The sequence below is a fragment of the Nocardia sp. NPDC049737 genome, from assembly GCF_040674755.1.
Lineage (GTDB): Bacteria > Actinomycetota > Actinomycetes > Mycobacteriales > Mycobacteriaceae > Nocardia.
In genome coordinates, this window is record NZ_JBFANH010000013.1 from 35,920 (window position 1) to 61,120 (window position 25,201).

20 protein-coding genes are annotated in these 25,201 nt (G+C 66.0%); 12 read left to right on the forward strand and 8 right to left on the reverse strand.

The features are described 5' to 3' along the window. Positions 1-585: 585 nt before the first annotated feature. Positions 586-2,040 carry an HAD-IB family hydrolase gene (locus tag AB0J47_RS18850; RefSeq protein ID WP_364347046.1) on the reverse strand — a complete coding sequence of 485 codons (1,455 nt, stop codon included), beginning with the start codon at positions 2,038-2,040 and terminating at the stop codon, positions 586-588. Then, complete coding sequence (locus AB0J47_RS18855; RefSeq protein WP_364347048.1) at positions 2,040-4,496, reverse strand: glycerol-3-phosphate 1-O-acyltransferase; 2,457 nt, start codon at positions 4,494-4,496, stop codon at positions 2,040-2,042. Before AB0J47_RS18855 ends, AB0J47_RS18850 begins: the two co-directional genes overlap by 1 nt. Before the next feature lie 121 nt (positions 4,497-4,617). Between AB0J47_RS18855 and AB0J47_RS18860 the strand changes: the two genes are divergently transcribed. Further along, positions 4,618-5,382, forward strand: a complete 765-nt coding sequence (locus AB0J47_RS18860) for a DUF2127 domain-containing protein (protein ID WP_364347050.1) — start codon at positions 4,618-4,620, stop codon at positions 5,380-5,382. A 92-nt stretch (positions 5,383-5,474) separates the two neighbouring features. After that, positions 5,475-6,785 (forward strand): salicylate synthase, encoded by a 1,311-nt coding sequence (locus AB0J47_RS18865; RefSeq protein WP_364347052.1) that lies wholly within the window; start codon positions 5,475-5,477, stop codon positions 6,783-6,785. Between the two features lie 119 nt (positions 6,786-6,904). Here the strand turns inward: AB0J47_RS18865 and AB0J47_RS18870 are convergent, their stop codons facing one another. Beyond that, positions 6,905-8,524 carry an AMP-binding protein gene (locus tag AB0J47_RS18870; protein WP_364347054.1) on the reverse strand — a complete coding sequence of 540 codons (1,620 nt, stop codon included), beginning with the start codon at positions 8,522-8,524 and terminating at the stop codon, positions 6,905-6,907. Positions 8,525-8,664: 140 nt separating this feature from the next. Here AB0J47_RS18870 and AB0J47_RS18875 point away from each other — a divergent pair, with 140 nt between their 5' ends. From AB0J47_RS18875 to AB0J47_RS18890, 4 genes are all read left to right on the forward strand, one after another. Beyond that, a complete protein-coding gene (locus AB0J47_RS18875; RefSeq protein ID WP_364347057.1) occupies positions 8,665-12,159 on the forward strand; it encodes an amino acid adenylation domain-containing protein in 3,495 nt (1,164 codons plus the stop codon). A 25-nt stretch (positions 12,160-12,184) separates the two neighbouring features. Then, positions 12,185-13,063, forward strand: coding sequence for an oxidoreductase (locus AB0J47_RS18880; protein WP_364347059.1), 879 nt, complete (start codon positions 12,185-12,187; stop codon positions 13,061-13,063). 171 nt (positions 13,064-13,234) lie between these two features. Beyond that, the gene (locus tag AB0J47_RS18885) at positions 13,235-13,705 is read left to right on the forward strand and encodes a carboxymuconolactone decarboxylase family protein (protein ID WP_364347061.1); all 471 of its coding nucleotides are present in this window, start codon (positions 13,235-13,237) and stop codon (positions 13,703-13,705) included. 299 nt (positions 13,706-14,004) lie between these two features. Further along, positions 14,005-15,069 carry a 3-deoxy-7-phosphoheptulonate synthase gene (locus AB0J47_RS18890; RefSeq protein WP_364347364.1) on the forward strand — a complete coding sequence of 355 codons (1,065 nt, stop codon included), beginning with the start codon at positions 14,005-14,007 and terminating at the stop codon, positions 15,067-15,069. A 38-nt stretch (positions 15,070-15,107) separates the two neighbouring features. Here AB0J47_RS18890 and AB0J47_RS18895 read toward each other — a convergent pair whose 3' ends face one another. Further along, positions 15,108-15,659 (reverse strand): class I SAM-dependent methyltransferase, encoded by a 552-nt coding sequence (locus AB0J47_RS18895; protein WP_364347063.1) that lies wholly within the window; start codon positions 15,657-15,659, stop codon positions 15,108-15,110. A gap of 81 nt (positions 15,660-15,740) precedes the next feature. Further along, positions 15,741-16,322 carry a GNAT family N-acetyltransferase gene (locus AB0J47_RS18900; RefSeq protein ID WP_364347065.1) on the reverse strand — a complete coding sequence of 194 codons (582 nt, stop codon included), beginning with the start codon at positions 16,320-16,322 and terminating at the stop codon, positions 15,741-15,743. 61 nt (positions 16,323-16,383) lie between these two features. Between AB0J47_RS18900 and AB0J47_RS18905 the strand changes: the two genes are divergently transcribed. After that, positions 16,384-17,304, forward strand: coding sequence for a sigma-70 family RNA polymerase sigma factor (locus tag AB0J47_RS18905; RefSeq protein WP_364347067.1), 921 nt, complete (start codon positions 16,384-16,386; stop codon positions 17,302-17,304). A gap of 50 nt (positions 17,305-17,354) precedes the next feature. Here AB0J47_RS18905 and AB0J47_RS18910 read toward each other — a convergent pair whose 3' ends face one another. Further along, positions 17,355-17,558 (reverse strand): hypothetical protein, encoded by a 204-nt coding sequence (locus AB0J47_RS18910; RefSeq protein ID WP_364347069.1) that lies wholly within the window; start codon positions 17,556-17,558, stop codon positions 17,355-17,357. 177 nt (positions 17,559-17,735) lie between these two features. On the opposite strand from AB0J47_RS18910, the gene AB0J47_RS18915 reads away from it, so the two are divergent. Continuing rightward, on the forward strand, positions 17,736-18,914 hold the full coding sequence (locus AB0J47_RS18915) for a pyridoxal phosphate-dependent aminotransferase (RefSeq protein WP_364347071.1): 1,179 nt from the start codon (positions 17,736-17,738) through the stop codon (positions 18,912-18,914). Here AB0J47_RS18915 and AB0J47_RS18920 read toward each other — a convergent pair. Continuing rightward, the gene (locus AB0J47_RS18920) at positions 18,911-19,561 is read right to left on the reverse strand and encodes a trimeric intracellular cation channel family protein (protein WP_364347073.1); all 651 of its coding nucleotides are present in this window, start codon (positions 19,559-19,561) and stop codon (positions 18,911-18,913) included. The two genes, AB0J47_RS18915 and AB0J47_RS18920, sit on opposite strands and share 4 nt — an antisense overlap. Positions 19,562-19,595: 34 nt before the next feature. Beyond that, complete coding sequence (locus AB0J47_RS18925; RefSeq protein WP_364347075.1) at positions 19,596-20,240, reverse strand: LysE family translocator; 645 nt, start codon at positions 20,238-20,240, stop codon at positions 19,596-19,598. A gap of 473 nt (positions 20,241-20,713) precedes the next feature. Here AB0J47_RS18925 and AB0J47_RS18930 point away from each other — a divergent pair, with 473 nt between their 5' ends. The 4 genes from AB0J47_RS18930 to AB0J47_RS18945 are packed head-to-tail and all read left to right on the forward strand — an operon-like array spanning position 20,714 to position 25,201. Continuing rightward, the gene (locus tag AB0J47_RS18930) at positions 20,714-22,372 is read left to right on the forward strand and encodes a DNA repair helicase XPB (protein WP_364347077.1); all 1,659 of its coding nucleotides are present in this window, start codon (positions 20,714-20,716) and stop codon (positions 22,370-22,372) included. 40 nt (positions 22,373-22,412) lie between these two features. After that, complete coding sequence (locus AB0J47_RS18935; RefSeq protein ID WP_364347079.1) at positions 22,413-23,081, forward strand: DUF3239 domain-containing protein; 669 nt, start codon at positions 22,413-22,415, stop codon at positions 23,079-23,081. A gap of 39 nt (positions 23,082-23,120) precedes the next feature. Further along, complete coding sequence (locus AB0J47_RS18940; protein WP_364347081.1) at positions 23,121-23,756, forward strand: LysE family translocator; 636 nt, start codon at positions 23,121-23,123, stop codon at positions 23,754-23,756. A gap of 53 nt (positions 23,757-23,809) precedes the next feature. Beyond that, positions 23,810-25,201, forward strand: a complete 1,392-nt coding sequence (locus tag AB0J47_RS18945) for a M1 family metallopeptidase (RefSeq protein WP_364347083.1) — start codon at positions 23,810-23,812, stop codon at positions 25,199-25,201.

The following is a 25,201-nucleotide window of genomic DNA, read 5'->3' on the forward strand; positions in this document are numbered from 1 at the left end:
CAGTCGGGCATCCGCACTCCAGTCGGGCATCCGCACTCCAGTCGGGCATCCGCACTCCAGTCGGGCATCCGCACTCCAGTCGGGCATCCGCACTCCAGTCGGGCATCCGCACTCCAGTCGGGCATCCGCACTCCAGTCGGGCATCCGCACTCCAACCGGGCACCCGCACTCCAACCGGGCATCCGCACTCCAACCGGGCATCCGCACTCCAACCGGGCACCCGCACTCCAACCGGGCACCCGCACTCCAACCGGGCACCCGCACTCCAACCGGGCACCCGCACTCCAACCGGGCATCCGCACTCCGACCGGGCATCCACCCACGAACCGGGCATCCACCCACGAACCGGGCATCCACCCACCAATCGGGCACCCGCACTCCAATCGGGCATCCACCCACCGACCGGGCATCCACCCACCGACCGGGCATCCACCCACGAACCGGGCACCCGCACACGAACCGGGCACCCGCACTCCAACCGGGCACCCGTCCGCCAAATATCGGGCACCCGATCGCCTGCCGGACATCTGTGTACGGAGTACCGCGGTATACGGGGGTGCACGGTGAAGGCGCCCGGCGGCGACATCAGCGGTCCGGCTGTGGCCAGTTCAGCAGGGTGTCGGTGTACAGCTGACGAACGGCTTCGACATTGTCGTCCATATCGCTGGGGTCCCAGCTGCTGACGTCGATCGGGTCGAGTATGGCCATATCGACGGTGCCCTTGCGCGCGACCATCGAGTTGCGCCAGTTGACTTCACCAGCATTGCGGATCACCACCGGGATCACCGGCACCCCGGCCTGAATCGCGATATGGAAGGCCCCCTTCTTGAACGGGCCGATTCTCGGCGTATACGACCGGGTGCCTTCGGGTGAGACCGCGATCGACAGCCCGCCGCGCAGCGTATGCACCACCGGCGCGAGCGCCGCCTTGGCCTGCGTGGTGTTCGCACGGTCGATGAAGGTCACCCCGACGAACCGCATCAGCGGACCGAAGATCGGATTCTTCGTCAGCTCCTTCTTGCCGATTCCGGTGACCCCGCCTGCGAGCACCTTGGGCACGATGATCACGTCGAACTGGCTCTGATGGTTGAACAGGAAGACGGCGGGCCGTGGCGCGCGGGCGTTTTCCGCACCGCTGACGCGCAGCCGGATACCGGTTGTGCCGAGAGTCGCACCGGTTCCGTAGGCCATCAGCGCATCGGCCATCTTCCGGCGCTGGCGCGTATACGACTTGCTCAGCACACCGAACAATGCCCCGGCCAGTAGTCCGGCGAATCCGGCGACGGTGCGCAGATAGTCGATCGCGCGCGGTGGTCGGCGCGGACGGAACCTCAGTACGGGCCAATTCTGTTCGACGGCGGCGGTGCCGAGCTGGCGATCGGGATTCACCGTCACCGGATGTCCGACCACCGAGAGCAGCGGCAGATCGGCGATGCTGTCGGCGTAGACATAGCTGTGGGTGATATCCAACACATGCGCTGCGGCGAATTCGCGAACCGCGTCGGCCTTGCCATTGCGCCACAGGGTCTTTCCGTCTGCGTAACCGGTGAGCACACCGTCGGTTGTCGCCATCCGCGTGTACAGCACGTGCTCGATACCGAGTTCGGCCGCGGCGGGTTCGACCTGGAATCGGGTGAGTGCGGTGGCGAGCACAACGGTGTGTCCGGCTGCCTCGTGCGTCCGGATCAGCTGCCACGCTTCGGGATACAGATGCCCGTAGATCTTTTTCCGGAACAGCCGCGTGCCCAACTCGTCCAGCTCGGCTTCCGGTTGGGCGGCCAGTGTCCGCATCGCCTGCTGGAGGAACCGGCTGTATTCGCCATCGGTGAGTTGGTTGCGGATGCTGTCGAGCAGGGTGTCTGCGGCGGTTGCGCCCTTATTGCTCCGAAATGTCCGCCGCCACAGCGACGACCGCCCGAAACCATCCACAACAGTGGCGAAGTCGAAGACCGCGGCCACCTGCGGGCCCTGCGGCCCGGATCGAATCGCGGCGATGGCCGCCGCGAGATCCGTTGGGACCGCGGGGCTCTGTTCAGCCATCAGGCGCCCCGTACCGAAATATTGGACGGGTCGAGTGCGGCGGCCTGGGAGATGCGGGTTGCGATGATGCGCAGCTGGCCGGCGAATTCTTTTCTGCGCCGGACCAATTCGGCCCTCGGCTTGGCCGAGTCGTGACTCACGTGGGCCAACAACCCGTGGTTATCCGCGAGTTTGAGTGCGCTGGAGAACAATTCGGTGGAGACCGATTCCGGACTGTGCAGTCGCTGCTGCAGCAGCATCTGCCTACCGACGGCGACGCATTCGTCGATGAACTCCTTGCGATCGATCTCCTCGGCGCTGTCGCGGGCCTCGAGCCGCTCGGCCACGACGAGTTGCGCGTCGACGAACGCGCGCAACGCGCGATGGGCCATCATGAATCCGGATGCGGTGAGTTTGTGCAGAATATCCTCGCCGAGGGTGTCCGCCGCGGTGTGTTGGTGCCAATCCGGGTCCACCAGTAGCATTTCCGCGGTCATCTGCGCCGAGAACTCGGCCCGCTCCGGGAAGAAGAATTCGAACTTCAGCAGATCGCGCAGTCGGAAGGCCTCGTCCCAGCCCGCCCGCAGTTGATCCGGCGCCTGCATTTCCAAGGCGCACAGGATGGACAATTCGAGTATGGCGCGGTTGATGAACCAGTGCACCGCGCTATTGCGATAGAACGCGGCCTCCAGATGCGCACCCGATTCGATCGAGTACACCGGTTCCAGCCCGCCGCGATACACCGTCACGACCCTGGCCAGCGACAATTGCTCGAGTACCACCGCGAGACTCTGCTCGTCGCGCAACGCCGCCAGCTCGCCGCTCGGCAACCCGCGCTGTTCGATGTACCGCAGCACGGGGGCCAGCACGGTACGCACTTCGCCGAGGGTGAGCGCACGCTCGTGCACACCCAGTAGCGCCAACGTGACCAGCGCGTTGACCGTGACCGGGGTGACCGTATTGATACCGACGGCGACCTCGAAGGCCAACCGCTGTACGGCCTTTCGCTCCAGTTCGGCGACCTGCGCCGACTCGGCGACATTGTTCGGCGCGGTGCCCGCCGCTTCGGTGCGGTGCAGCGGGATGATCGTCGGCGGCGGGGTGAGCGGATCCCCGTATGCGGCAAGGCGATCGCGTGCCGAGAGCGGTTCGCCGAATCGCACATAGACGTGTCCGGCCGAATGCTGTTGGCTGCGTACATAACGCGCCAGCCAGGCCAGCCCCTCGGGCTTCTTCTTCCCGCCGACCTGTTCGGTGGCGATGGCGCCGAGTTCGTTCAGGCGCTCATAGGTGATCGAGACCGGGACGAGCATGACATCGTCGATCCGATTCGAACGGACCGCGGCGGCAAGGTAATTCAGCAATCCGTAGCGCGGCGGGCGTAGCTTGCCGGTGCGGGTGCGGCCGCCCTCGAAGTACCACTCCATATTGAATCGCTTGGCCAGCAGGTAGGCGAAGTACTCCTCGACCACCGCCTTGTAGACGTCGTCGTCACCGAAGCTGCGCCGGATGAAGACCGCGCCGGTGCGGCGGGCGATCGGCCCCATCGGCCAGAAGCTCAGATTCGCGCCGCCGATCACATGATTCGGTGGAAAGTCATTGCGGGCCAGCACGTCACCGAGGACCAACGCATCGACATAGGACCGGTGCGAGGGCAGGAAGACCAGGGGATGGTTCCGGTTCAACGCGCGCAACCCGTCCAGGCCGGAGTCGTCGGAGTCGACCTTCCAGGTCGAGGCATGGATCGGGCGCATTGCCTGGGTGAACAGATCCGAGACCAACCGGCTCTGGGCGGCGACGAGCTCGTTCAGCGCCTTCTCCGCCCGTCGGTACACCTCATGCGGACTCATGCCGAGCTGATCGGCGATGAGTTCGAGCCTGCGCAGGAACTCGGGGGAGTCGAGGATCTCCTCGGCCACCAGCCGCGGCACCTTGTACCGGTCGCCGATGATGGAACGTTCAGCGCGTTCCAGAGCGACGACCGCGGCGCGCACGATAGCGCGGGCGAACGGCTCGGCGGAGCCCTTCATGAGCAGCGCCGCCGCCTCCGGGTTATTGGCGCGCAGTTCGCTGAGCAGTGCTGGCTGGCCGGTGAGCACCACGTGACGGTCCGGTGATTTGCCGATCAACCGGCGTTGCGCGAACCGGTTCGGCTTGCGCGGATTGGTCAGCAGGGCCAAGTCGGCGAAGGTGATGCGGCGGACCCCGTCGCGTTCCGCCGGCAGCCACAGCACCCGGATCGGCACGACCAGCGGATCGTCGCGCCGTCCGACGAGTCGATCGCCGATCGCATCCGCATCCAGATCCAACTGGGTAATGGGTGCGTCGACGCCGAGTTCGTGTTCGACGCCGCCCTCGGCCAGCCAGGCGCCGACGAGTTCGCGTTCCACGCGGGAGCCCGCATCGATCAGTGCCACCACGGAGTCGGGTGCTGCCGCTCGAGCCGGAGCGGGCGAATCCCCGCGATGATCGATCATGACTCCTATTGAAGCCCGCCAGTGGATTCCGCGCAGGAACTCCGGCGGGCGAGTTGGGCATCAGGCCCCGACACGGCGTTTGCGATCGCGCGCGATCGTGATCGCGAACTAGGCTGCGCGCATGGATTGGGCGTTACGCGCGTGCGGCTGGCACGGCCATTACACCTATGCGCCGGACGAGCAGGATCTGGCGGAGCGGCTGCATGTTCAGACGGTGGCCGGTGTCGCGTGGCGGTGTCTGCGCTGTGGCACTTTCGTGCCCGGCGAACCGGTGGGCTCCGGACCCGCCGACCATGCGCCGGAGGTGCCGCGCGGACGACTGCTGCGGGACCGCTGGCTGATGCGGGCATTGGCGATCGAGCGGTTGGTGCGAGGTTTGCTGTTGGTGGTCGCCGCGCTCGCCGTCTTCAAATTCCAGTCCTCGCGCGAGGATATGCGGGCGGCCTTCGACCAGGAACTGCCGCTGCTGCGGCCGCTGGCCGATCAGATCGGCTGGGATATCGACCGATCCAAGATCGTGCATCTGATCGATGACGCGTTCTCGCTGTCGAATACCACTTTGCTGTGGGTGGCCATCGGCATCCTCGCCTATGCGGCGCTGCAGGCGATCGAGGCGGTCGGGCTGTGGTTGGTGAAGCGCTGGGGTGAGTATTTTGCTGTGGTCGCGACCAGCATCTTCCTGCCGTTGGAGATCTACGAGCTGACCGAGAAGATCACCGTGCTGCGCATCGGGGCGCTGCTGATCAATATCGTCGCGGTGGTCTGGCTGGTCTACAGCAAGCGGTTGTTCGGAGTGCGGGGTGGCGGGGCCGCGTACCACGCAGAGCACAGCACGGAGAGTTTGCTGAGCGTCGAGCGGTCGGCGGTCGCAGTGCCCGGGGAGTAGCCGTTCGCTGTGGTCTGGAGCACAGTAGCGACCTATGCAGGTAATGCTAACCTTACTTTTCTAAGTTAGGTCAGCATAACCTTGGAGGATCGTTGTCGACCACGGAGCGCTCGCGCGTTGAGTATGTGACCGATCCGGCGGCAGCGATGTCCCGGCTGGCGGCGGCCGAGCGCTTCGGCGAATACGTGATGTACGAACGGCCCGGCGAATGGGTATTCGCCGCGGATCCGCTCGGCAGCGTCGAACTCGACGCCAACGAACTACGCGTGTCCTGGGATGGGCGCGGCGCCACCAGTGTCTGGGAGGGCAGCCCGGCACGCGTCGTCGACAACGCGCTCGCCACGCTGCCGCTCGGCGGGCGCCAGGCCTACGGCTGGATCGGATTCGAATTCTGCGCATGGGCATTGGATGCGACGCGGCATCTGCATCCGCGTACCGCACTGGCCCATCTGATGATTCCGCGCATCGAGGTGCGTGTCGGCGAGTTCGGCGTCCGGATTTCCGGGGCGACACCGACCGAGGCCAATGACATTCGCGATCTCATCGCCGCATCCCAGGAAACCGAACTGCCGCAGGCGCATCCGGTCGACGTGCGTCTCGATCCGACCGGATATCGCGATCGGGTCGCCGAGGCGGTCGCGGAAATCCGTTCCGGCCGCTATCAGAAGGTCATCCTGTCCAGGAAGGTCGATCTGCCGTTCGCGGTGGATGTCCCGGCCAGTTATCGGCTCGGCCGCGCCAACAACACTCCGGCGCGCTCGTTCCTGCTTCGCCTCGGTGGACTCGAGGCCGCCGGATTCAGTCCCGAGTTGGTCGCCTCCGTCGACGAGGATCGGGTGGTCACCACCGAGCCGCTCGCCGGTACACGCGCCTTCGGACTCGGCGAAGCGATCGATATGGCGGCTCGCGCTGAGCTCATCACCGATCCCAAAGAAATCGTGGAGCACGCGATTTCGGTGCAGACCTCCTTCGCCGAGATCACCGAGGTGGCCGATCCCGGCACGCCCGCGGTCTCCGATTTCATGGCGGTTCGCGAACGTGGCAGCGTGCAGCACCTGGCCTCGACGGTGCGCGGGCGGCTCGCGGCAGATCGTTCCAGTTGGGATGCGCTGGAGGTTTTGTTCCCGTCGGTTACAGCGTCCGGTATTCCGAAGCGTGCGGGTGTCGATTCGGTATTCCGTCTCGACGGTGCGCCGCGTGGTCTGTATTCCGGTGCCGTGGTGACGATTTCGCCGAGCGGTGCGATGGAGGCGGCGCTGGTGCTGCGGGCGGTGTACCAGACCACCCAGGGTGCGTGGCTGCGGGCCGGTGCGGGCATTGTCGGGCAGTCGCGGCCGGAGCGCGAATTCGAGGAGACCTGCGAAAAGCTGGGCAGTGTCGCGCCCTACGTGGTCAAGGCCTAGCAAATTCAGACCCATCAAGGTCGGCCCGCGTTCCGAATCATCTGCTGGGGCAACCCGGTTATCCGGGGTTCGGATCGGGGGTGGCGATATCGGACTCGCGCCACCCCCGACCGTTCCGGTCAGCCTCGGCTGGTGCGTAAGGCCTTCTTATCGATCTTGCCGACGGCGGTGATCGGCAGTTCGTCGGTCTGGCGGAGCAGGTCCGGGAGTTTGTAGGTCGCCAGGCCACGGTCGGTGAGGAAGGACTTCAGCTCGGCCAAGGTCGGCATCTCACCGTCGACAACCAGGACGGCGCAGACCTTTTCACCCAGCGCGGCATCGGGGAAGCCGACGGCTGCCGCATGCCGGACCGACGGGTGGGCGAGCAGATGTTCCTCGAGTTCATCGCAGGAGATGTTCTCGCCGCCGCGGTTGATGACGTCCTTGATACGGCCGGAGACGATCAGATGGCCGCTCGGCAGTCGGCGCACGAGATCGCCGGAGCAGTAGTAGCCGTCGGTGGTGAAGGCGCGGGCGTTGTGTTCGGGCGCGCGGTAGTAGCCGCGGATTGTGTAGGGCCCCTTGGCGAGCAGTTCGCCCTCTTCGCCCGGAGCGACATCGTTGCCCTCGGCATCCACGACCCGCACCTCGTCGGCAGGCGAGAGCGGACGGCCCTGGGTGGTGCAGACGATATCGGCGCTGTCGTCGAGGCGGGTGTAGTTGAGCAGGCCCTCGGCCATACCGAAGACCTGTTGCAATTGCACGCCCAGCGCGGGCGCGACCTCGCGGGCGTTCACCGCGGCCAGCCGTGCGCCGCCGACCTGGAGTAGACGAAGTGAGCCGAGGTCGGCGTCCTCCCATTCGGTTGCCGCGCACCAGAGTTGGGCCAGCGGCGGCACGACTGCGGTGACGGTGACGCGATGTCGTTCGATGGCGACGAAGGCGCTTTCCGGGCTCGGATCGGTGATGAAGGTGACGGCCGCGCCGACCGAGACGGTGCCCAAGATGCCGGGGCAGGCGAGAGGGAAGTTATGTGCGGCGGGCAGTGTCGCGAGGTAGACGTCGTGTTCGGTCAGCCCGCAGACCTCGGCGCTTGCGGTGGCGTTGTAGACGTAGTCGTCGTGGGTGCGCGCGATGAGCTTCGGCAGGCCGGTAGTGCCGCCGGAGACCAGCATCAGCGCGATATCGCTCGGATCGATTTCGGGCAGTGAACCACCGTCGCGGGGAATCGAATTCAGATCGGTGAAGGTTCCCGGATCGCCGAGTATCAGAACGTGGTGCAGGGTGGGCACGGCCGAACGGAGAGTTTCGGCCAGTTCGCGGTAGTCGAAGTCACCGAGCCGGTCCGCCGCGATGTACGCGACAGCCTCGGAAAGTCCGGCCAGATGCTCGATTTCGGCGCGGCGATGGGCGGGCAGGGTCAGCACCGGAATGATTCCGGCGCGTAGCAATCCGAACAGGACCGTCAGGAACTCCGGCACATTCGGCAGTTGTACTACCACCCGATCGCCCGGCGCGATGCCGAGTGCGAGCAATCCGTGGGCCATTCGGTCGGCTTCGGCATCCACCCACGCGTAGGTGCGCGCGTTGTCGGCATCGAGCAGTGCGGTGCGGTGCGGGTGCCGGGTCGCGGTCGCGCGCAGCAGGTCGCCGAGTGGGCGGCCGGTCCAGTAACCGGCCGCGCGATAGGTAGCGGCGTCGGTGGCGGGGAAGGGGACGTAGCCGTCGTGATGGGTGGGCGAGGTGGATGTCGAAGTCACGGTCTGCCTCACTGGAAGATCTGCTGCCCGATTAAGGGTCTCATAACATAGGTTAGGCAACCCTATCTCAATGCGGTAGGCTACCGCCGAGCAGTCTCGATCCGCCGGATGCGGCGGCGACCAAGGAGTGACAGCGCCAGATGGAGCCAGCACAGCGACCGGGGGACGGGGCGGGGATCAGCCGGGACGAAATTCGCGCGGCCATCGCGAGGCAGCTCGACGTTCCCGTCGAGACGATCGCCGATGGCGATGATCTGATCCAGCTCGGACTGGACTCCATTCGCACCATGAAGTTGGCGGGCGGCTGGCGCAAGCATGGGCTGGAGATCAACTTCGCGCAGTTGGCGGCGGCGCCGTCGGTCGCGGAGTGGGCGCGGTTGCTCGGTGTCGACGAATCCGTCACGACGGTCCAACCCGGACGGGTCGAAAACGTAGATCCCGAGGATGAATTCGCGCCCTTCCCGTTGGGGTCGATGCAGCACGCCTATTGGGTTGGTCGCTGTGAGGAACAGGATCTCGGCGGTGTCGCCGCACACCTGTATGTCGAATTCGACGGTGCCGAGGTCGATCCCGAACGATTGGCGGGGGCGGTGACGGGTCTCGTTGCGGTGCATCCGATGCTGCGAACCAGGTTCCTTCCCGACGGCACCCAGCAGACCATTCTCAACCCGGGTCGGCCCGTGTTCTCGGTCGTCGATCTACGCGCGCTTACTTCCGCGGCGGCTGCGGCCGAGCTCGAGCGATTGCGCGACAGCAAGACTCATCAGCGGCTGTCCATCGAGGACGGCCAGGTGCTCGATGTGACACTGAGCCTGCTCGCCGACGGTCGCACCCGGCTGCATCTCGATGTCGACATGATCGCGGGTGACGCGATGAGCTATCGCGTCCTCGTCGCCGACCTCGCCGAGCTCTACCACGGCGGCACGGTGCCGCCGCAGGGCTACAGCTATCGCCGCTATCGCACCGAGCGCACGGTGGATTCCGTTGCCAGGGAACGCGATAAGCAGTGGTGGCGCGATCGGCTGCCGGAGCTGCCCGGCGCACCGGAACTGCCGACCATTCCGGTCAGCGAACGCGCCGAGCCGCATCGCACCGTCCGCTACAACCACTGGTTGGAGCCGGAAGCCAAGCAGCGGCTGCTCGCCGCCGCGCATGCCCGCGGCATTACACCGGCAATGGCACTGGCCGCGGTATTCGCCGAGACCATCGGCGGCTGGTCGGCGCAGAGCCGCTTCCTGCTGAATGTGCCACTGTTCCACCGTGAACCGGTGCATCCGGATATCGACCGGGTGATCGGTGATTTCACCTCCTCGATCATGCTGGAGGTGGATGTCACCGACAACGTGACGGTCGCCGAGCGGGCCAAGGCACTGCAGCGTGCGATGCACGAAAGCGGTGCGCACACCGCGTATTCCGGACTCGAAGTGCTGCGCGATCTCGGCAGACAGCGCGGCGAGCCGGTGCTCGCGCCGATCGTTTACACCAGCGCGCTCAACCTGGGCGAGTTGTTCGCCACCTCGGTCACCGAGACGTTCGGCGAGCCGGTGTGGATCATCTCGCAAGGCCCGCAGGTGCTGTTGGACGCGCAGGTCACCGAGGTGCGCGGTGGGCTACTGCTGAACTGGGACGTGCGCGAATCGGCGTTCCCCACGGGCATGATCGACGCCATGTTCGCCAGCTACACCGAGGCCATCAGCAGGCTGGGTGCGGGCGAAGCCGGCTGGAGCGCCGAGGCCGCCGTACAGCTGCCGGTCGCCCAGGCCGCCGTGCGTGCCGCGGTGAACGCGACCGACGGCCCGGTCTCCGGACGAGCGCTGCACCAGGGTTTCTTCGACCATGCCCGCAGCGCACCCGAAGCACCCGCGGTGCTGTGGCGGCGCGACGGCGTGGACGGCGGCTGGAGCTACGGCGAACTTGCCGCACAAGCGCTCTCGGTCGCGGCCGCGCTACGCGAGATCGGGGTCCGGCCCGGCGAAACCGTCGCGGTACAGCTGCCGAAGGGACCGGATCAGATACTCGCCGTACTCGGTGTGCTCGCGGCGGGTGCCGCGTATGTGCCCATCGGTTTCGATCAACCGGTCGGGCGACGCGCGGAGATCCTGCGCACCGGCGACGTGGTCGCCGCGCTAACCGTCGACGGCGGCGATATGGGCCGCCCGGATATCACCTGTCTGCCGCTGTGGGCGGCGCGTACCCATCCGAATCCATTGGCCGAGCCGGTGATTCCGGATCCGGAGTCGATCGCCTATGTGCTGTTCACCTCCGGCTCAACCGGTGTCCCGAAGGGCGTCGACGTGCCGCACCGCGGTGCGATGAACACCATCGACGCGGTGAACGAGTGGTTCGAGGTCGGCCCGACCGACCGGGTACTCGGACTGTCCGCGCTTGAATTCGACGCTTCCGTCTACGACATGTTCGGCATGTTCGCCGTCGGCGGCTCGGTCGTCGCGCTGTCGGCCGCGCAGCGCGAGGAGGCCACCAGTTGGGTGGAATTGCTGGCCCACCACCGGGTCTCGATCCTCAACTGCGTGCCGAGCATGCTCGATATGATCCTGGAGATCGGCGGGGACCACCTGGGCGCTTCGTTGCGCGCGGTCACCCTCGGCGGCGATTGGGTCGGCGCGGATCTGGCGCGGCGGCTGGCGAAGCAGGTGCCCGGCTGCCGGTTCTCCGGATTGGGCGGTGCCACCGAAACCTCCATCCACAACACCATTTGCGAGGTCGCCGACCCACCCGGGCATTGGGCCACCGTCCCGTTCGGTGTGCCGCTGCGCAATGTGCGCTGCCGCGTGGTGAATTCGGCTGGCCGCGACTGCCCGGACTGGGTGCCCGGCGAATTCTGGGTCGGCGGTGCGAATGTCGCGGCGGGTTATCGCAACGATCCGGAGCGCACCGCGCAACGGTTCGTCGTGCACGACGATCTGCGCTGGTACCGCACCGGTGATATGGCGCGCTACTGGCCCGACGGCACCATCGAATTCCTCGGTCGCGCCGACCATCAGGTGCAGATCCGCGGCTACCGGGTGGAATTGGGCGAGGTGGAAAGCGGACTGCGCACCGCACCGGGTGTGCGGCACGCGGTGGCCGCCGTGGTCGGCACGGGTGCGCCGAAGTTGGTCGCGGCGGTCTCGGGCGAGGTCGCCTCCGTCGAGGCAATTGTCACCGCGGTTCGAGATCTGTTGCCCGGCTACATGATTCCCACTCGCATCGAGATCCTCGAGCAGATGCCGTTGACCGATAACGGCAAGCTGGATCGGCGCGCGGTGGTTGCGCTGTTGGAGCCCGATACGGCCGAAGCGGTGGACGCAGGCCCGCGCACGCCGCTGGAGGCCGCGCTGGGCACCATCGTCGCCGAAGTGCTCGGTACCGATCGCATCGGCGTGCACGACGACTTCTTCGGTGCGGGCGGTGACTCGGTGCTGGCCACCACGGCCGTCGCCAGGATCCGCGAATGGCTGGAGGTGGACCATGCGCTGGTCGCCGATCTGCTGGTCGGCCGGACGGTGGCCGGGTTGGCGGGGCGTCTGGTGGAGCGGGAGACCAGCCGCGGTACGCCCGACCGCCTGGATGCCGTCGCCGAGTTGTACTTGGAGGTGCTGGCCATGACCGACGAGGAGATCCTCGCCCAGGCGTGAGCCGCGCACACTAGACTTGGCGATCATGAGCCATTGGGATACCTCGAACATTCCCGATCAGAGTGGCCGCACGATCATCGTCACCGGCGCGAATAGCGGGCTGGGGGCGGTGACGGCGCGTGCGCTGGCCGGGGCGGGTGCGCAGGTGGTCCTGGCCTGTCGGAATGTGGCCAAGGGCGAGAAAGTGGCAGGGGAGATCGGTGCGCGGGCCGAGGTGCGCGAACTCGATCTCGCGGATCTGGCCTCGGTGCGTGCGTTCGCCGATGCGGTCGACCGGGCCGACGTACTGATCAATAACGCGGGCGTAATGGCGGTGCCGCAGCGACGGACCGCCGACGGCTTCGAAATGCAAGTCGGCACAAACCATCTCGGTCACTTCGCGCTGACCGGGCTGCTGCTGGAAAAGATCTCGGACCGGGTGGTTACGGTCTCGAGCAGTGCGCACCGGGCCGGCAAGATCGATCTGGACGATCTGAACTGGGAGCGCCGCAAGTACCAGCGCTGGTCGGCCTACGGTCAGGCGAAGTTGGCCAACCTGATGTTCGCTTATGAGCTGCAGCGCAGGTTGACCGCGGCGGGTTCGTCGAAGATTTCGGTGGCCGCGCATCCCGGTTATGCCGCAACGGAACTGCAGTCGCACACCGAATCCATCCTGGACACGGTCATGGCGCTGGGCAACCGGCTGCTGGCCCAAAGCGCCGAAATGGGTGCGTTGCCGGAGATCTACGCGGCTACCGAGCAGGTCGAGCCGGGCGCGTTCTATGGTCCCGACGGATGGGGCGCCATGCGCGGCTACCCGGGGCTGTCCGGTTCCACCGCGGCATCCAAGGACGAGCAGGTCGCGCGCGGCCTGTGGGAGCTGTCGGAGAAGCTTACCGGCGTTGTCTACGCATTCGGCAAGTAGCCGAATCCGTTGCGGCGCAGGTCGACTCGGTTCGACCTCTACTGACCAGGGTGTCGTCATTCAAGTGCCCCAGGCTGCGGTCTCATGATGTGGGTCACATTCGGGGATGTCACACTCGGATGGGCCGCGTCGTCCTCTCTGTGAACCCAACCGAATGGAAAGGCAGAGATCATGGAACAGCGCTTCAACCTCTACGCCAACCCGGTCGCCGGCAGCTACGTCAAGCGCCTCATCACCGCGGGCAAGGTCGTCGACGGATCGTCCCTGCCCGCCGCCACCTACGAGCTGGTCAAGATCCGCGCCAGCCAGATCAACGGCTGCGGCATGTGCGTCGATATGCACACCAAGGATGCCGCGCACGCGGGTGAGACCGCCGTGCGACTCAACCTCGTCGCCGCATGGCACGAGGCCACCGTTTTCACCGAGGCCGAGCGTGCCGCTCTCGCCCTCACCGAAGAGGCCACCCGCATCGGTGACGGCCGCGGCGTCAGCGACGAGACCTGGGAGCAGGTGCGCAAGCACTACGACGACGATCAGACCGCTGCGCTCATCGCGGCCATCGCCACGATCAACGCGTGGAACCGGATGAATGTGATCGTCCGCACCCCGGCCGGTGGTTACGTCCCCGGTCAGTTGGGGTGAGCTGCGGCACGAAAATCGGCCCTGCGGTTACCTCGGGATAGTCCCTGGTACAGTCACCGTCGTGCAGCGCGTCTATTTCTGGTTTAGCAAGCCGGCCCCGGGTGGGTCGGTCTGCGGCAACCATTTGCGCTGACCTCACCTCCACCCCGAGCCGGATGATTGACCGGCTCGACGGGTTTCACCTCCGTGGGTCGGCCTTGAAGTAAAGGAACCCACAAACGATGACTACCGCAGCCGACGCCGACGCGCGGCATGCCCACCCGTCGCCCGACCACCACCCCTCATCGAATCGCTCCGCGATGCTGTTCGGTTTGGACGACCAACGCACGCTGAGTGTGAGCCCGTTGCGCTCACCGGCCGAGGTGCGTCAGGTGCACCGGATCACCGATGCCCTGGCCGATGTGGTCCGAGCCGGTCGCAAAGCCACCGTCGACGTGCTCGATGGTGCCGACGATCGCCTGATGGTGATCGTCGGACCGTGTTCGGTCCATGATCCGGCCGCCGCGCTGGATTACGCACGTCGCTTAGCCGCCAAGGCGGCCGAGCTGGACGATCGGCTGCACGTCGTGATGCGGGTGTACTTCGAGAAGCCGCGCACCACCCTGGGCTGGAAGGGTCTGATCAACGATCCGCACCTGGACGGCTCCTTCGACGTCAATACCGGCCTCGGCATCGGCCGCAAGGTACTGGTCGATATCACCGCTCTCGGCCTGCCGGTGGCCTGTGAATTCCTCGACCCGATCACCCCGCAGTACATCGCGGATCTGGTCTCCTACGGCGCCATCGGCGCGCGCACCGCGGCCAGCCAGGTGCACCGCCAGCTCAGCAGCGCACTGTCCATGCCGGTCGGGATCAAGAACGGCACCGACGGCGATGTGCAGGTGGCCGTCGACGGTGTGCGGGCCGCCGCGGCCAGCCACGTATTCCCCGGCACAGATCTGGACGGCCGCTCGGCGCTGATCCGCACCACCGGAAATCCGGACTGCCATGTGATCCTGCGGGGCGGCAGCACCGGCCCGAACTACGACGCCGCCTCGGTCCGCGAGGCCTGCATGCGCTTGGAGAAGGCATCGCTTCCGCAGCGGATCGTGGTGGATGCCAGCCACGGCAACAGCAATAAGGATCACAACAAGCAGGTCGATGTGGTCACCGATATCGCGGGCCGGTTGGCCGCCGGTGAGCCGGGGGTGGTCGGGGTGATGTTGGAGAGCTTCCTCGTCGCGGGCCGCCAGGATCTGACCCTCGGGCACGCCGACGCCTTGACCTACGGTCAGTCCATCACCGATGCCTGCATCGATTGGGAGACCACGGCCGCCCAGCTCGATCGCCTCGCCGACGCGGTGCAGCGGCGCCGCGATCGCTGATACCCGAGCCTGTCGCCCCGGTGAAAGCCGGGGCGCGGCTACGGATTTCGGCGCGGTTTCGCGACAACGCCGAGGATACCGCCGGAGCAGACGGTGGCGCCGTCGAAGCCCGCGGTGGCCAGATAATCGATGAGATGTCCGGGCGCGGGCTTGGGACCGGCGCTGGAAGGTCCGTCCGGCTGTCCGTATCCGTAGAACAGAAACAGTGTGCCGTCGGGCGCGAGGACCTGCCGTATCAGTGCTAGTTCGGCGGTGGGCCGCTTGGTCCAGAACAGATTCACGTTGACGGCGACAATCTTGTCGAAGCCGCAGGCCGGTCCGATTTCGGCGAGTACCCGGGCCCGGTCGAGCTGTTCCAATCCGGCGTGCAACAGGTGGACCTTGCCGCATTTGATCAGTGCGGCATGGCGTTTTGCCGCACGGGCGATGGCCGTCGGGGAACGGTCCACGCCGACGATCCGACCGCCGTCCAGCCGTGCGGCCAGGTACGCGATCGAGTCGCTGGAGCCGGGACCGATCTCCAGGATCCGGTCGTCGGGCCGCAGGTGCATGGTTTCGGCGATCCACTCGAATCGGGCATCGGCCGCCATATTCGTAATCTACGACTGTTGCGCCGCGCCGGTCGGCGGTTCGGGCCCACTCGTCTCCCGACCGCCACCCTCATCGAATCGCTACGCGATGCCGAATATCCCGGTCGGCCAATCGGGTGCCGGGCCGGGCGGGTCTGTCGCCAGTCGTCCGGCCAGCCAGGTATCGCGGCGGCTGCCGCGCTGCATGCTGCCGAGTCGCGCCATGCCCTCGTAGCGAAAACCATTGCGGCGGACCACCGCGGCCGAGGCGTGATTGCCGACGAAGGCGCGCCAGCTGATCCGGCTCAGCCCCAATCCTGCGGGCTGGAAACCGAATTCGCACACCAGGGCGACCGCACGCGACATCAGTCCGCGTCCGCGTTGCGCGGAGGCCAACCAGAAACCGATCTCCGATGCCGACTCGTCGCGCGCGTTGAGATCGATCATGCCGACGACCGGCCCATCGGCGCGCGTGCGCAGCGCCCAGATCGGGCTGCGGGTGGCCCAGCCCGGCGCGACCATATCGTCGAGGAAGGATTCGGCATTCTTGCGGTGATACGGCACCGGAATCGTCACCCACTCGGCAATGCTGGGCTCCTGGCAGCATGCGACGATATCGTCGATATCGGCCTCGGTCGGCCGCGACAACCAGATGGTTGTGTCCGATAGCGGATGATCCTCCATATGAGCATGGTGTCATGACCGGCTCGTCGGGCCTATCAGCGCGGAACGTAGAATCAGCTCAATGGTTGCCGCTCTTCTCGCCGACTTGTTCGAATCGCATCGGGCGCATCTGCTCTCGGTCGCCTACCGGCTGACGGGCAGTGCGGGCGACGCCGAGGACGCAGTGCAGGAGAGTTGGCTGCGGCTGGCCGGTGCGCACCAATCCGAGATCGAGGACCTGCGCGGCTGGCTGACCACAGTAGTCAGCCGAATCTGCCTGGACCGCTTGCGCAGTGCCGCGGTACGCCGGGAAACCTATGTGGGGCAGTGGCTCCCGGAACCGGTCGTGACCGCTATCACGCCATCGACCATGCCGGATCCGCTCGAGGCGGTGGTCCGCAAACAGGAATGCAGTCTCGCGGCCATGGTGGTTTTGGAGAGTCTGACGCCACCGCAGCGGGTGGCATTCGTACTGCACGACGGGCTTTCGGTGCCGTTCGACGAGATCGCCGAAATCCTGGGCATTTCGGTGGAGGCGGCGCGTCAACTGGCCGTGCGGGCCAGGAAATCCGTCGCACAGGCCCCGCCGCCCGTCCCGGATGTCGAGCACGCGGCAGCGGTGCGTAAGTTCATCGACGCGCTGTCCGCCGGTGATATCGCCGCGATAACCGCTGCACTGCACCCGGATTCGGTGATGATCGGCGATGCGAACGGCACCACATCCACCGCGATCAATGTCATCGCCGGCGCGGACAAGGTCGCTCGTTTCTTCCTCGGGCTGGTGCGCAAGTACGGTATGGACGGCTCCTCGGAACCGACGCTGGAATTCGAATTCGCCACGGTCAATGGGCAATTGGGTTTGGTCGTGTATCGGGTCGGTCCGGGTTACGGGCGGCTCGAGGGTCCGCCCCGGGTGATCGGATTCGCGGTTCGCGACGGATTGGTCTGGGGTACCTACGATCTCGCGAATCCGGAAAAACTGTCCCACGTCCGTCTGGGGTGAGGCGGTGCCAGGCCGTGGCCCTCATCGCCGGGCCTGACACCGCCATCGGATTACGGCGTGGACGAGCCCAGGAACCAGTCCCCGGTCGACGATCCGGTGCCGCTATTGCCGGTCGATGAGCCGTTGAACCAATCGCCGGTGGAGGAACCGAAGCCGGCGATCAGATCGTGTGCGACATTTCGCAGGAAACCCAGTACCGTTCCGGCGGCCTCCGACGCGGCCGGCTGCAGTACCAGGTCCAGATACGAGGCCATAAAGCGCCCCTTTCGAGATACCGCCGCAGGCCGGCGGTTTGTGAGGTATAACACGGCGAGGCTAGCTGTCGTTGGGGCAACGCACAACTTCGCAGGTAGAAGGCTCAAATCAAAAGTGAAATATAGCCTTTCGCTATCTGATGGCAACAATAGCGATCGCTGGGCTACTCTCCGGATATGTCCTCGCAACCCGCGACCGTCGCCCGCCTGCGCCCCTTTGCCTCCACGATCTTCGCGGAGATGACCGATTTAGCTGTGCGTCACGAGGCGATCAACCTGGGCCAGGGCTTTCCGGATACCGACGGGCCCGCGGGCATGCTCGAGGTCGCGCGCCAGGCCATTGCCGACGGGTTGAACCAGTACCCGCCCGGCCGCGGTATGCCGATCCTGCGGCGCGCCATCGCCGCCGACCGGGCCCGCCGCTACGGCACCCAGTACGACCCGGACACCCAGGTGCTGGTCACCGTCGGCGCGACGGAAGCGATCAGCGCCGCCGTGCTCGGTCTGGTCGAGCCCGGCCGAGAGGTCGTGCTGATCGAGCCGTATTACGACTCCTATGCGGCCGCGGTGGCCCTGGCCGGAGCGCAACGGCGCACCGCCCACCTCGTCGCCGACGGTGACCGCTTCGTACTCGACCTGGACAGCCTGCGCGCCGCCATAACGCCCGCGACCAGGATGCTGATCGTCAATTCACCGCACAACCCGACCGGCACCGTACTCGACCGCGCCGATCTGACCGCGATCGCCGAAATCGCCTGCGAGCACGACTTATTGGTGCTCACCGACGAGGTATACGAACACCTCGTCTACGACGGCAACGAGCACATCAGCCTCGCCACCCTGCCCGGTATGGCCGAGCGCACCGTCGTGGTGTCCAGCGCGGCGAAGACTTTCAGCGTCACCGGTTGGAAGACCGGCTGGGCGCTGGGTCCGGCCGAACTCATCGACGGAGTGCTCGCGGCCAAACAGTTCCTGACCTTCGTCGCCGGTGGGCCGTTCCAACCCGCCGTCGCGCACGCGCTGAACCATGAACTCGACTGGGTCGCCGCGCTGCGAGACACGCTGTCGGACAAGCGACTGCGCCTCGCCGCCGCGCTGAAGGACACCGGCTTCGGAGTCAAAGAGAGCGCGGGTGGCTATTTCATCTGCGCGGACATCACACCGCTCGGCGCAACCGACGGTTTGGCCTTCTGCCGGGAACTACCGGCTCGGCTGGGTGTCGCGGCCGTGCCGCTCATCGCCTTCGCTGACCACGTCGCGGCGTGGAATCACCTGGTGCGCTTCACATTCTGCAAACGCGACGAAACTCTCGACGAGGGTGTGCGCCGACTCCGGGCCGGTGTTCGAGTGGGCTAGGCCCGGTCCTGCGGGCGACGCCGCGCCTGTGGTGCGTGCCAGTCGTACCGCATCGCGAGCAGGCGAAATGCGATGGCACAGAGCGCGGCGCAGGCGCCGGTGATCGGGTTGTAGGCATTGAAATGCAATAGCGTCGCGGTTGTTGCCGCACCGAAAAGTGCTGGTACCGCATAGATCTGCTCGGGTATCAGCACACTTGGCGTCTGCCCGCCGAGCAGATCGCGGATCACTCCGCCGCCGATCGCGGTGACCAATCCGAGCAGTGTGGCCGATGGCGCGCCGAGACCGTGGTTGTAGGCGATCACCGTGCCGGTCACACAGAACAGCCCGAGCCCGAACGCATCGGCCACGCCGAGCGGACCACCGGTCACGCGCGGTGACGGATGCCAGAAGAAGATGATCGCGGCCGCGACCAGCGCCGTCCACAGGTAACTGAGATCGACGAACGACGCGGGTGGCGTCCGGCCGATCACCAGATCCCGAATGACACCGCCACCCAGTGCCGTACTGCAGGCCAGCACCACGATCCCGAATACGTCGAATCCGCGTCGCACCGCGAGCAACGCCCCCGAGGTCGCGAAGGCGAAGACGCCGAACAACTCCCCGACGTGCTGGGCGGTATTCACCGCGGAATCGAAAGGCGCCATGCGCACACGATCACATATGCCGCGGCGCCCGCGTTCAGGCAGGCATCGGCCGCGCACGGTCGGTCGCGACCAGTACCGCGATCCCGCCGAGCATCGTGCCCATGAAATAGCGCTGGATCCGCAACCACAGCGGTCGACCGGTCAGGAAGGCGGCGATCCCGCCCGCGCCGAGCACGATCAGCCCGTTCACCGTCAATGCCACCGCGATCTGCACCGTCCCGAGGCACAGGCTCTGCAACCACACCCGGCCGTGCTCGGGCGCCACGAACTGCGGAATCAAGGCCATGTACATGATCGCGATCTTCGGATTCAGCAGATTGGTGACCAGGCCCATGGTGAACAATCGGCGCGTAGGATCCGGAGGCAGCTGGGCGGGGGCGAATACCGAGGTCCCGCCGGGGCGCACCGCCTGCCAGGCCAGCCACAGCAGGTATCCGGCGCCCGCCAACTTCACCGCCAGATACAGGCCGGGCACGATTGCGAACACCGCGGTAATCCCTGCCGTGGCCGCCGCCAAATAGACTCCGAATCCGGCCGCGACCCCGCCGAGCGACACCAATCCGGCCCGCCGCCCCTGCGAAACACTGCGTGACACCAGATACATCATGTTCGGTCCCGGCGTGAGCACCATCCCCAACGCGGCCGCCGCCACTCCCAGAATCGCCGCAGTTTCGATCATGCCCTCGATACTCACGCACACACGTCGCTCTCGTCTCGGGCCAGTTGGGTGGTGGTGGACTGGCGTCCCCGCCCATCTCGATCCAGCGGGATCCCGCGGTATCCAGACGCGAATAGGCGATCGGTGCATTCCGTCCCGGAACAAAATAGGCCGCTCGGACGCTGTATGTGCGAGGCCGACGCGAGCTATCCCCGTCGGCGGGGGCAGGATCGATGCCGCATCCGATGGGTTGTCGGTGGTGTCGGGGAGAATGGGCCGCAGTCGCACGAGCGATCGGATGAAGCCGGACGCCGTATATGAGGAGATGTGAGGCGGAGTCGTGACCGAGCGTAGCGAGGGAACCATCAACACAGCACCTGCGGTCGCAGCGGAGCCGAGCGCTAGCGAGGTGGAGCTGTGACCGAGCGTAGCGAGGGAACCATCAACACAGCACCTGCGGTCGCAGCGGAGCCGAGCGTTAGGGAGGCGGAGCTGTGACCGACGGTCCGCTGATCGTTCAGAGTGACAAGACGCTGCTCTTGGAGGTCGACCACGAGTTGGCCGCCGTGGCGCGGCAGGCCATCGCGCCGTTCGCGGAATTGGAGCGGGCGCCGGAACATGTGCACACCTATCGCGTGACGCCATTGGCGCTGTGGAATGCGCGGGCGGCGGGGCATGACGCCGAACAGGTGGTGGATGCCCTGGTCAGCTACTCGCGGTATGCGGTGCCGCAGCCGCTGCTGGTCGACATCGTGGACACCATGGCTCGCTATGGCCGGTTGCAGCTGGTGAAGAATCCGGCGCACGGCTTGACGCTGGTCAGTCTGGATCGCGCGGTGCTCGAGGAAGTGCTGCGGCACAAGAAGATCGCCCCGATGCTCGGCGCCCGCGTGGATGACGACACCGTCGTCGTGCATCCGTCCGAGCGCGGCCGGATCAAGCAGATGCTGTTGAAGATCGGCTGGCCCGCCGAGGATCTGGCGGGCTATGTCGACGGTGAGGCGCATCCGATCGAGCTGGACTACATCGGCGGCCATTGGCATCTGCGCGATTACCAGGAGATGGCCGCGGATTCGTTCTGGGCCGGTGGCTCGGGTGTCGTCGTGCTGCCGTGTGGTGCTGGCAAGACCATGGTCGGCGCGGCCGCGATGGCCAAGGCGCAGGCCACGACGTTGATCCTGGTCACCAATACGGTGGCCGGACGGCAGTGGCGGCGTGAGCTGCTGGCGCGAACCTCGTTGACCGAGGAGGAAATCGGCGAATACTCCGGCGAGCGCAAGGAGATCCGTCCGGTCACCATCGCTACCTATCAGGTGATCACCCGCCGCACCAAGGGCGAGTACAAACATCTCGAACTCTTCGACAGCCGCGACTGGGGCCTGGTGATCTACGACGAGGTGCACCTGCTGCCCGCACCGGTCTTCCGGATGACCGCTGATCTGCAATCGCGGCGCAGGCTCGGTCTCACCGCGACCTTGGTGCGCGAGGACGGCCGCGAGGGCGATGTGTTCTCGCTGATCGGCCCCAAGCGCTATGACGCACCGTGGAAGGATATCGAGGCACAGGGCTGGATCGCCCCGGCCGAGTGCATCGAGGTCCGGGTCACCCTCACCGATGCCGAGCGGATGGCCTATGCCACCGCCGAGCCGGAAGAGCGCTACAAGCTCTGCTCGACCGCGCGCACGAAGATCCCCGTGGTGGAATCGATTCTGGCTCAGCACAAGGATGCGCAGACGTTGGTGATCGGCGCGTATCTGGATCAACTCGACGAACTCGGCGCCGATCTCAATGCTCCGGTAATTCAAGGTTCGACTAAAACCAAAGAGCGCGAAGAACTTTTCGATGCCTTCCGGCGTGGTGAGATTCCGGTGCTGGTGGTGAGCAAGGTCGCGAACTTTTCCATCGATTTGCCCGAAGCCTCTGTGGCGGTACAGGTTTCGGGAACATTCGGTTCGCGGCAAGAAGAAGCGCAGCGGCTCGGTCGGTTGTTGCGGCCGAAACACGATGGTGGCCAAGCCCACTTCTATTCGGTCGTCGCACGTGACACCCTGGACGCCGAATATGCCGCGCACCGGCAGCGTTTCCTGGCCGAACAGGGTTACGCGTATCGCATTACGGATGCCGATGACTTGCTGGGACCGGCCATAGGATAAGCGGAGGAATTATCTCCGATACGTGTGCTAGGAATAAGACGTGCGACGCTTCGAATTCGCGGTGGACCGGCAGCACGCCCATGCGGTCAACGAAGTCTTCGCCGACCTACGTCGACTGCGCGTCATGGCGATCGCGGCCGCCGTCATCGCCGCGACCGGCACCGCGTATCTGATCTGGCTCAACCACCCGTGGGCCTATCTGCTGGCGATCGCATTCGCGCTCGGCGCGGTGGTCGCGCTGTGGGTGGCGTTCTGGACGCCGCACCGCTCCAGCATCGACAAGCTCTATGCCGACGGTGAGCTGGTGCCCGCGGTGGTCTCCGAAACGCATCCGAGCGGCGTCGTACTGCTCGCATTGGTCGATATCTCGAAACCGGAGGCCCATGATCGGCGCTATGCCCTGGTGATCAGGAAGGTCAGGGATCTGCCCGGACATGAGAAGCGCGCGGGCGAGCGGGTGCCGTCGGTGGCGGTGCGCACCGATCGGGCGCCGGGTCAGGTCGGTGAGCGCTGGCAGTCGGTCAGTGCCATGCCGATTGCCTGGGGCACTCGCGACGGCACCGTCATCGATCGGGCGCGTGCGGCCATCAGCGAGGTCGAATGGCGGTTGCTCACCGATAATCTGGAACTCGCCGACAAGGTGCGGCGCACCTCCGCCAAACGGTTGCTGCTCGACCCGCACCAGCTGCCCGGTGACCTGGGATCCTGATCAGCCGAATTCCCTTGCGCCGCCGAATAGACTCGGTAAATGGTTCCGGCGTCCAACCTGCTGGCTTTCATCGCCGCATCGATTGTCATCATCGTCATCCCCGGACCGGGTGTGCTGTTCACCATCGGCCGGGCCCTCGCACTCGGCCGCCGCGCCGCTCTGGTCTCGGTATTCGGTCATTCCGCTGGCGTTTTCGTCGCGCTACTGCTGGTCTCGGTAGGTCTTGGCACCCTGCTCGCGGCCTCGGCGCTCGCGCTCACCGTGGTCAAGTTCGCCGGTGCGCTCTACCTGATGTACCTGGGGATCCAGGCGATTCGCGAGCGCAAGGCGTTGCGGGCGGCGCTGAACGCGCAGATCGACCCCGCCGATGCCAAGGTGTTTCGGCAGAGCGTCTTCGTCGGGCTGACCAATCCCAAGGCGATCGTCTTCTTCTCCGCGGTACTGCCGCACTTCGCCGAACCGTCGGCGGGTTCGCTGCAGCTGCAATTGCTGATCCTCGGCACCATCTTCCTGGCGATCGCATTGGTCTCCGATAGCGCATGGGGCCTGCTCGCCGCATCGGCCCGCGCCTGGTTCGCGCGCTCGCCGCAACGACTGGAGGCGGTCGGCGGTGCCGGCGGTGCGATGATCTTCGGGCTCGGCGCGTCGGTGGCGCTCACCGGTAGCGCCGACTGAAGCGGCTACCATCCACCGAGGTCGGGTGGGGCCGCGAAAGGGGTGGTGGTCATATGAGGTGGTCCGGCTGGTTGTGTGCGGTCGTGGTCGGGGCACTGGTCGCCGCCCCGGTTCCGGCGAACGCCGATCCGCTCGTCGGCGCGCCAGGTCTCGGCGATCCGTACTACCCGCTGGACGGCAACGGCGGCTACGACGTCGGCCACTACGAGGTCAGCATCGACTACGACCCGCCGAGCAATCAACTCACCGCTACAACCAGGGTCGACGCCACCGCCACCCAGCCGCTGCGGATGTTCAACCTGGACTTCGACGGCCCGGATGTGCGCATGGTCTCGGTGAACAACCTGCCCGCCGCCTTCGATCGCAACGGCGAGCACGAATTGACGGTGACCCCACTGCTGCCGCTGCTACCCGGCCTGCCCTTCACCGTGACGGTCGATTACGCCGGGCAGGCCAGGAACACCGAGGGCGGGGGCTGGACCTATGCGCCCAGCGGCGGCGCCTTCGTCTCGGGTGAACCGCATTCGGCCACCAGCTGGTATCCGCTCAATGACACCCCGTTGGACAAGGCCACCTTCACCCTGCACGCGTCGGTTCCCGCGGAATGGGAGGTGGTTTCCAATGGTGTGCGGACCGAGAATGCGGTCACCGGTGCCAAGCGCAATGTCACCTGGGAGACGCACCAACCGGTGCTCGGCTATCTGACCACCGTCGCGATCGACCACTACAGCTACCTCGAGCAGCGTCGCGCCAACGGCGCCGCGCTGGTCAGTGCCTTCGCCCCGAATGCGGAGCGCAATAGGGAAACCGAGCAGCGCCTGCCCGAAATCATCGATTTCGAAGAGGCGCTTTACGGTCCCTATCCGTTCGACGCCGCGGGTGGCATCTACGTCGACGCGGATCTGGAGTTCTCGCTGGAGACCCAGACCCGTCCGATCTACGCGCCGTGGACCGACCTGCCAACCGCGGTACACGAAATCGCGCACCAATGGTGGGGCGATTCGGTATCGGTCCGGCAATGGTCCGATATCTGCCTCAACGAATGCTTCGCCAGCTACACCGCCGACTATCTGTGGCCGGAGCGAAAGGAGGGTAAGGACGTCGACGCGGCCTACCGTGAGACCATTCGGAAGAACCGTGCCGAACCGAAATTCTGGGATATCCCGCTGGAAAACCCGGGCGTCGGAAATGAATTCACCTCCGTCTACTATCGCGGCCCGCTGTTCCTGCATGCCCTGCGCAAACAACTCGGCGACGATGTATTCTTCACGGCCATCCGGGAGTTCAATGCCGCGCACGCCTACGGGAACGCCTCGATGCCGGAGTTCCGCACCTTCATGCAGTCGAAATCCCCGACCGATCTGACCGGCTTCTTCGACGCATGGTTGAACCGCACCACAATCCCCTCCGACGAGTACCTCTATCCCGGCGGCCTGCGCGGCTGA

Coding starts and splice junctions, on each gene's coding strand:
- AB0J47_RS18940 (WP_364347081.1), top strand. CDS start 23,121: ATGGTTCCGGCGTCCAACCTGCTGGCTTTCATCGCCGCATCGATTGTC.
- AB0J47_RS18875 (WP_364347057.1), top strand. CDS start 8,665: ATGGAGCCAGCACAGCGACCGGGGGACGGGGCGGGGATCAGCCGGGAC.
- AB0J47_RS18885 (WP_364347061.1), top strand. CDS start 13,235: ATGGAACAGCGCTTCAACCTCTACGCCAACCCGGTCGCCGGCAGCTAC.
- AB0J47_RS18915 (WP_364347071.1), top strand. CDS start 17,736: ATGTCCTCGCAACCCGCGACCGTCGCCCGCCTGCGCCCCTTTGCCTCC.
- AB0J47_RS18900 (WP_364347065.1), bottom strand. CDS start 16,322: ATGGAGGATCATCCGCTATCGGACACAACCATCTGGTTGTCGCGGCCG.
- AB0J47_RS18920 (WP_364347073.1), bottom strand. CDS start 19,561: ATGGCGCCTTTCGATTCCGCGGTGAATACCGCCCAGCACGTCGGGGAG.
- AB0J47_RS18890 (WP_364347364.1), top strand. CDS start 14,005: ATGCTGTTCGGTTTGGACGACCAACGCACGCTGAGTGTGAGCCCGTTG.
- AB0J47_RS18850 (WP_364347046.1), bottom strand. CDS start 2,040: ATGGCTGAACAGAGCCCCGCGGTCCCAACGGATCTCGCGGCGGCCATC.
- AB0J47_RS18910 (WP_364347069.1), bottom strand. CDS start 17,558: ATGGCCTCGTATCTGGACCTGGTACTGCAGCCGGCCGCGTCGGAGGCC.
- AB0J47_RS18860 (WP_364347050.1), top strand. CDS start 4,618: ATGGATTGGGCGTTACGCGCGTGCGGCTGGCACGGCCATTACACCTAT.
- AB0J47_RS18895 (WP_364347063.1), bottom strand. CDS start 15,659: ATGGCGGCCGATGCCCGATTCGAGTGGATCGCCGAAACCATGCACCTG.
- AB0J47_RS18855 (WP_364347048.1), bottom strand. CDS start 4,496: ATGATCGATCATCGCGGGGATTCGCCCGCTCCGGCTCGAGCGGCAGCA.
- AB0J47_RS18945 (WP_364347083.1), top strand. CDS start 23,810: ATGAGGTGGTCCGGCTGGTTGTGTGCGGTCGTGGTCGGGGCACTGGTC.
- AB0J47_RS18880 (WP_364347059.1), top strand. CDS start 12,185: ATGAGCCATTGGGATACCTCGAACATTCCCGATCAGAGTGGCCGCACG.
- AB0J47_RS18925 (WP_364347075.1), bottom strand. CDS start 20,240: ATGATCGAAACTGCGGCGATTCTGGGAGTGGCGGCGGCCGCGTTGGGG.
- AB0J47_RS18905 (WP_364347067.1), top strand. CDS start 16,384: ATGGTTGCCGCTCTTCTCGCCGACTTGTTCGAATCGCATCGGGCGCAT.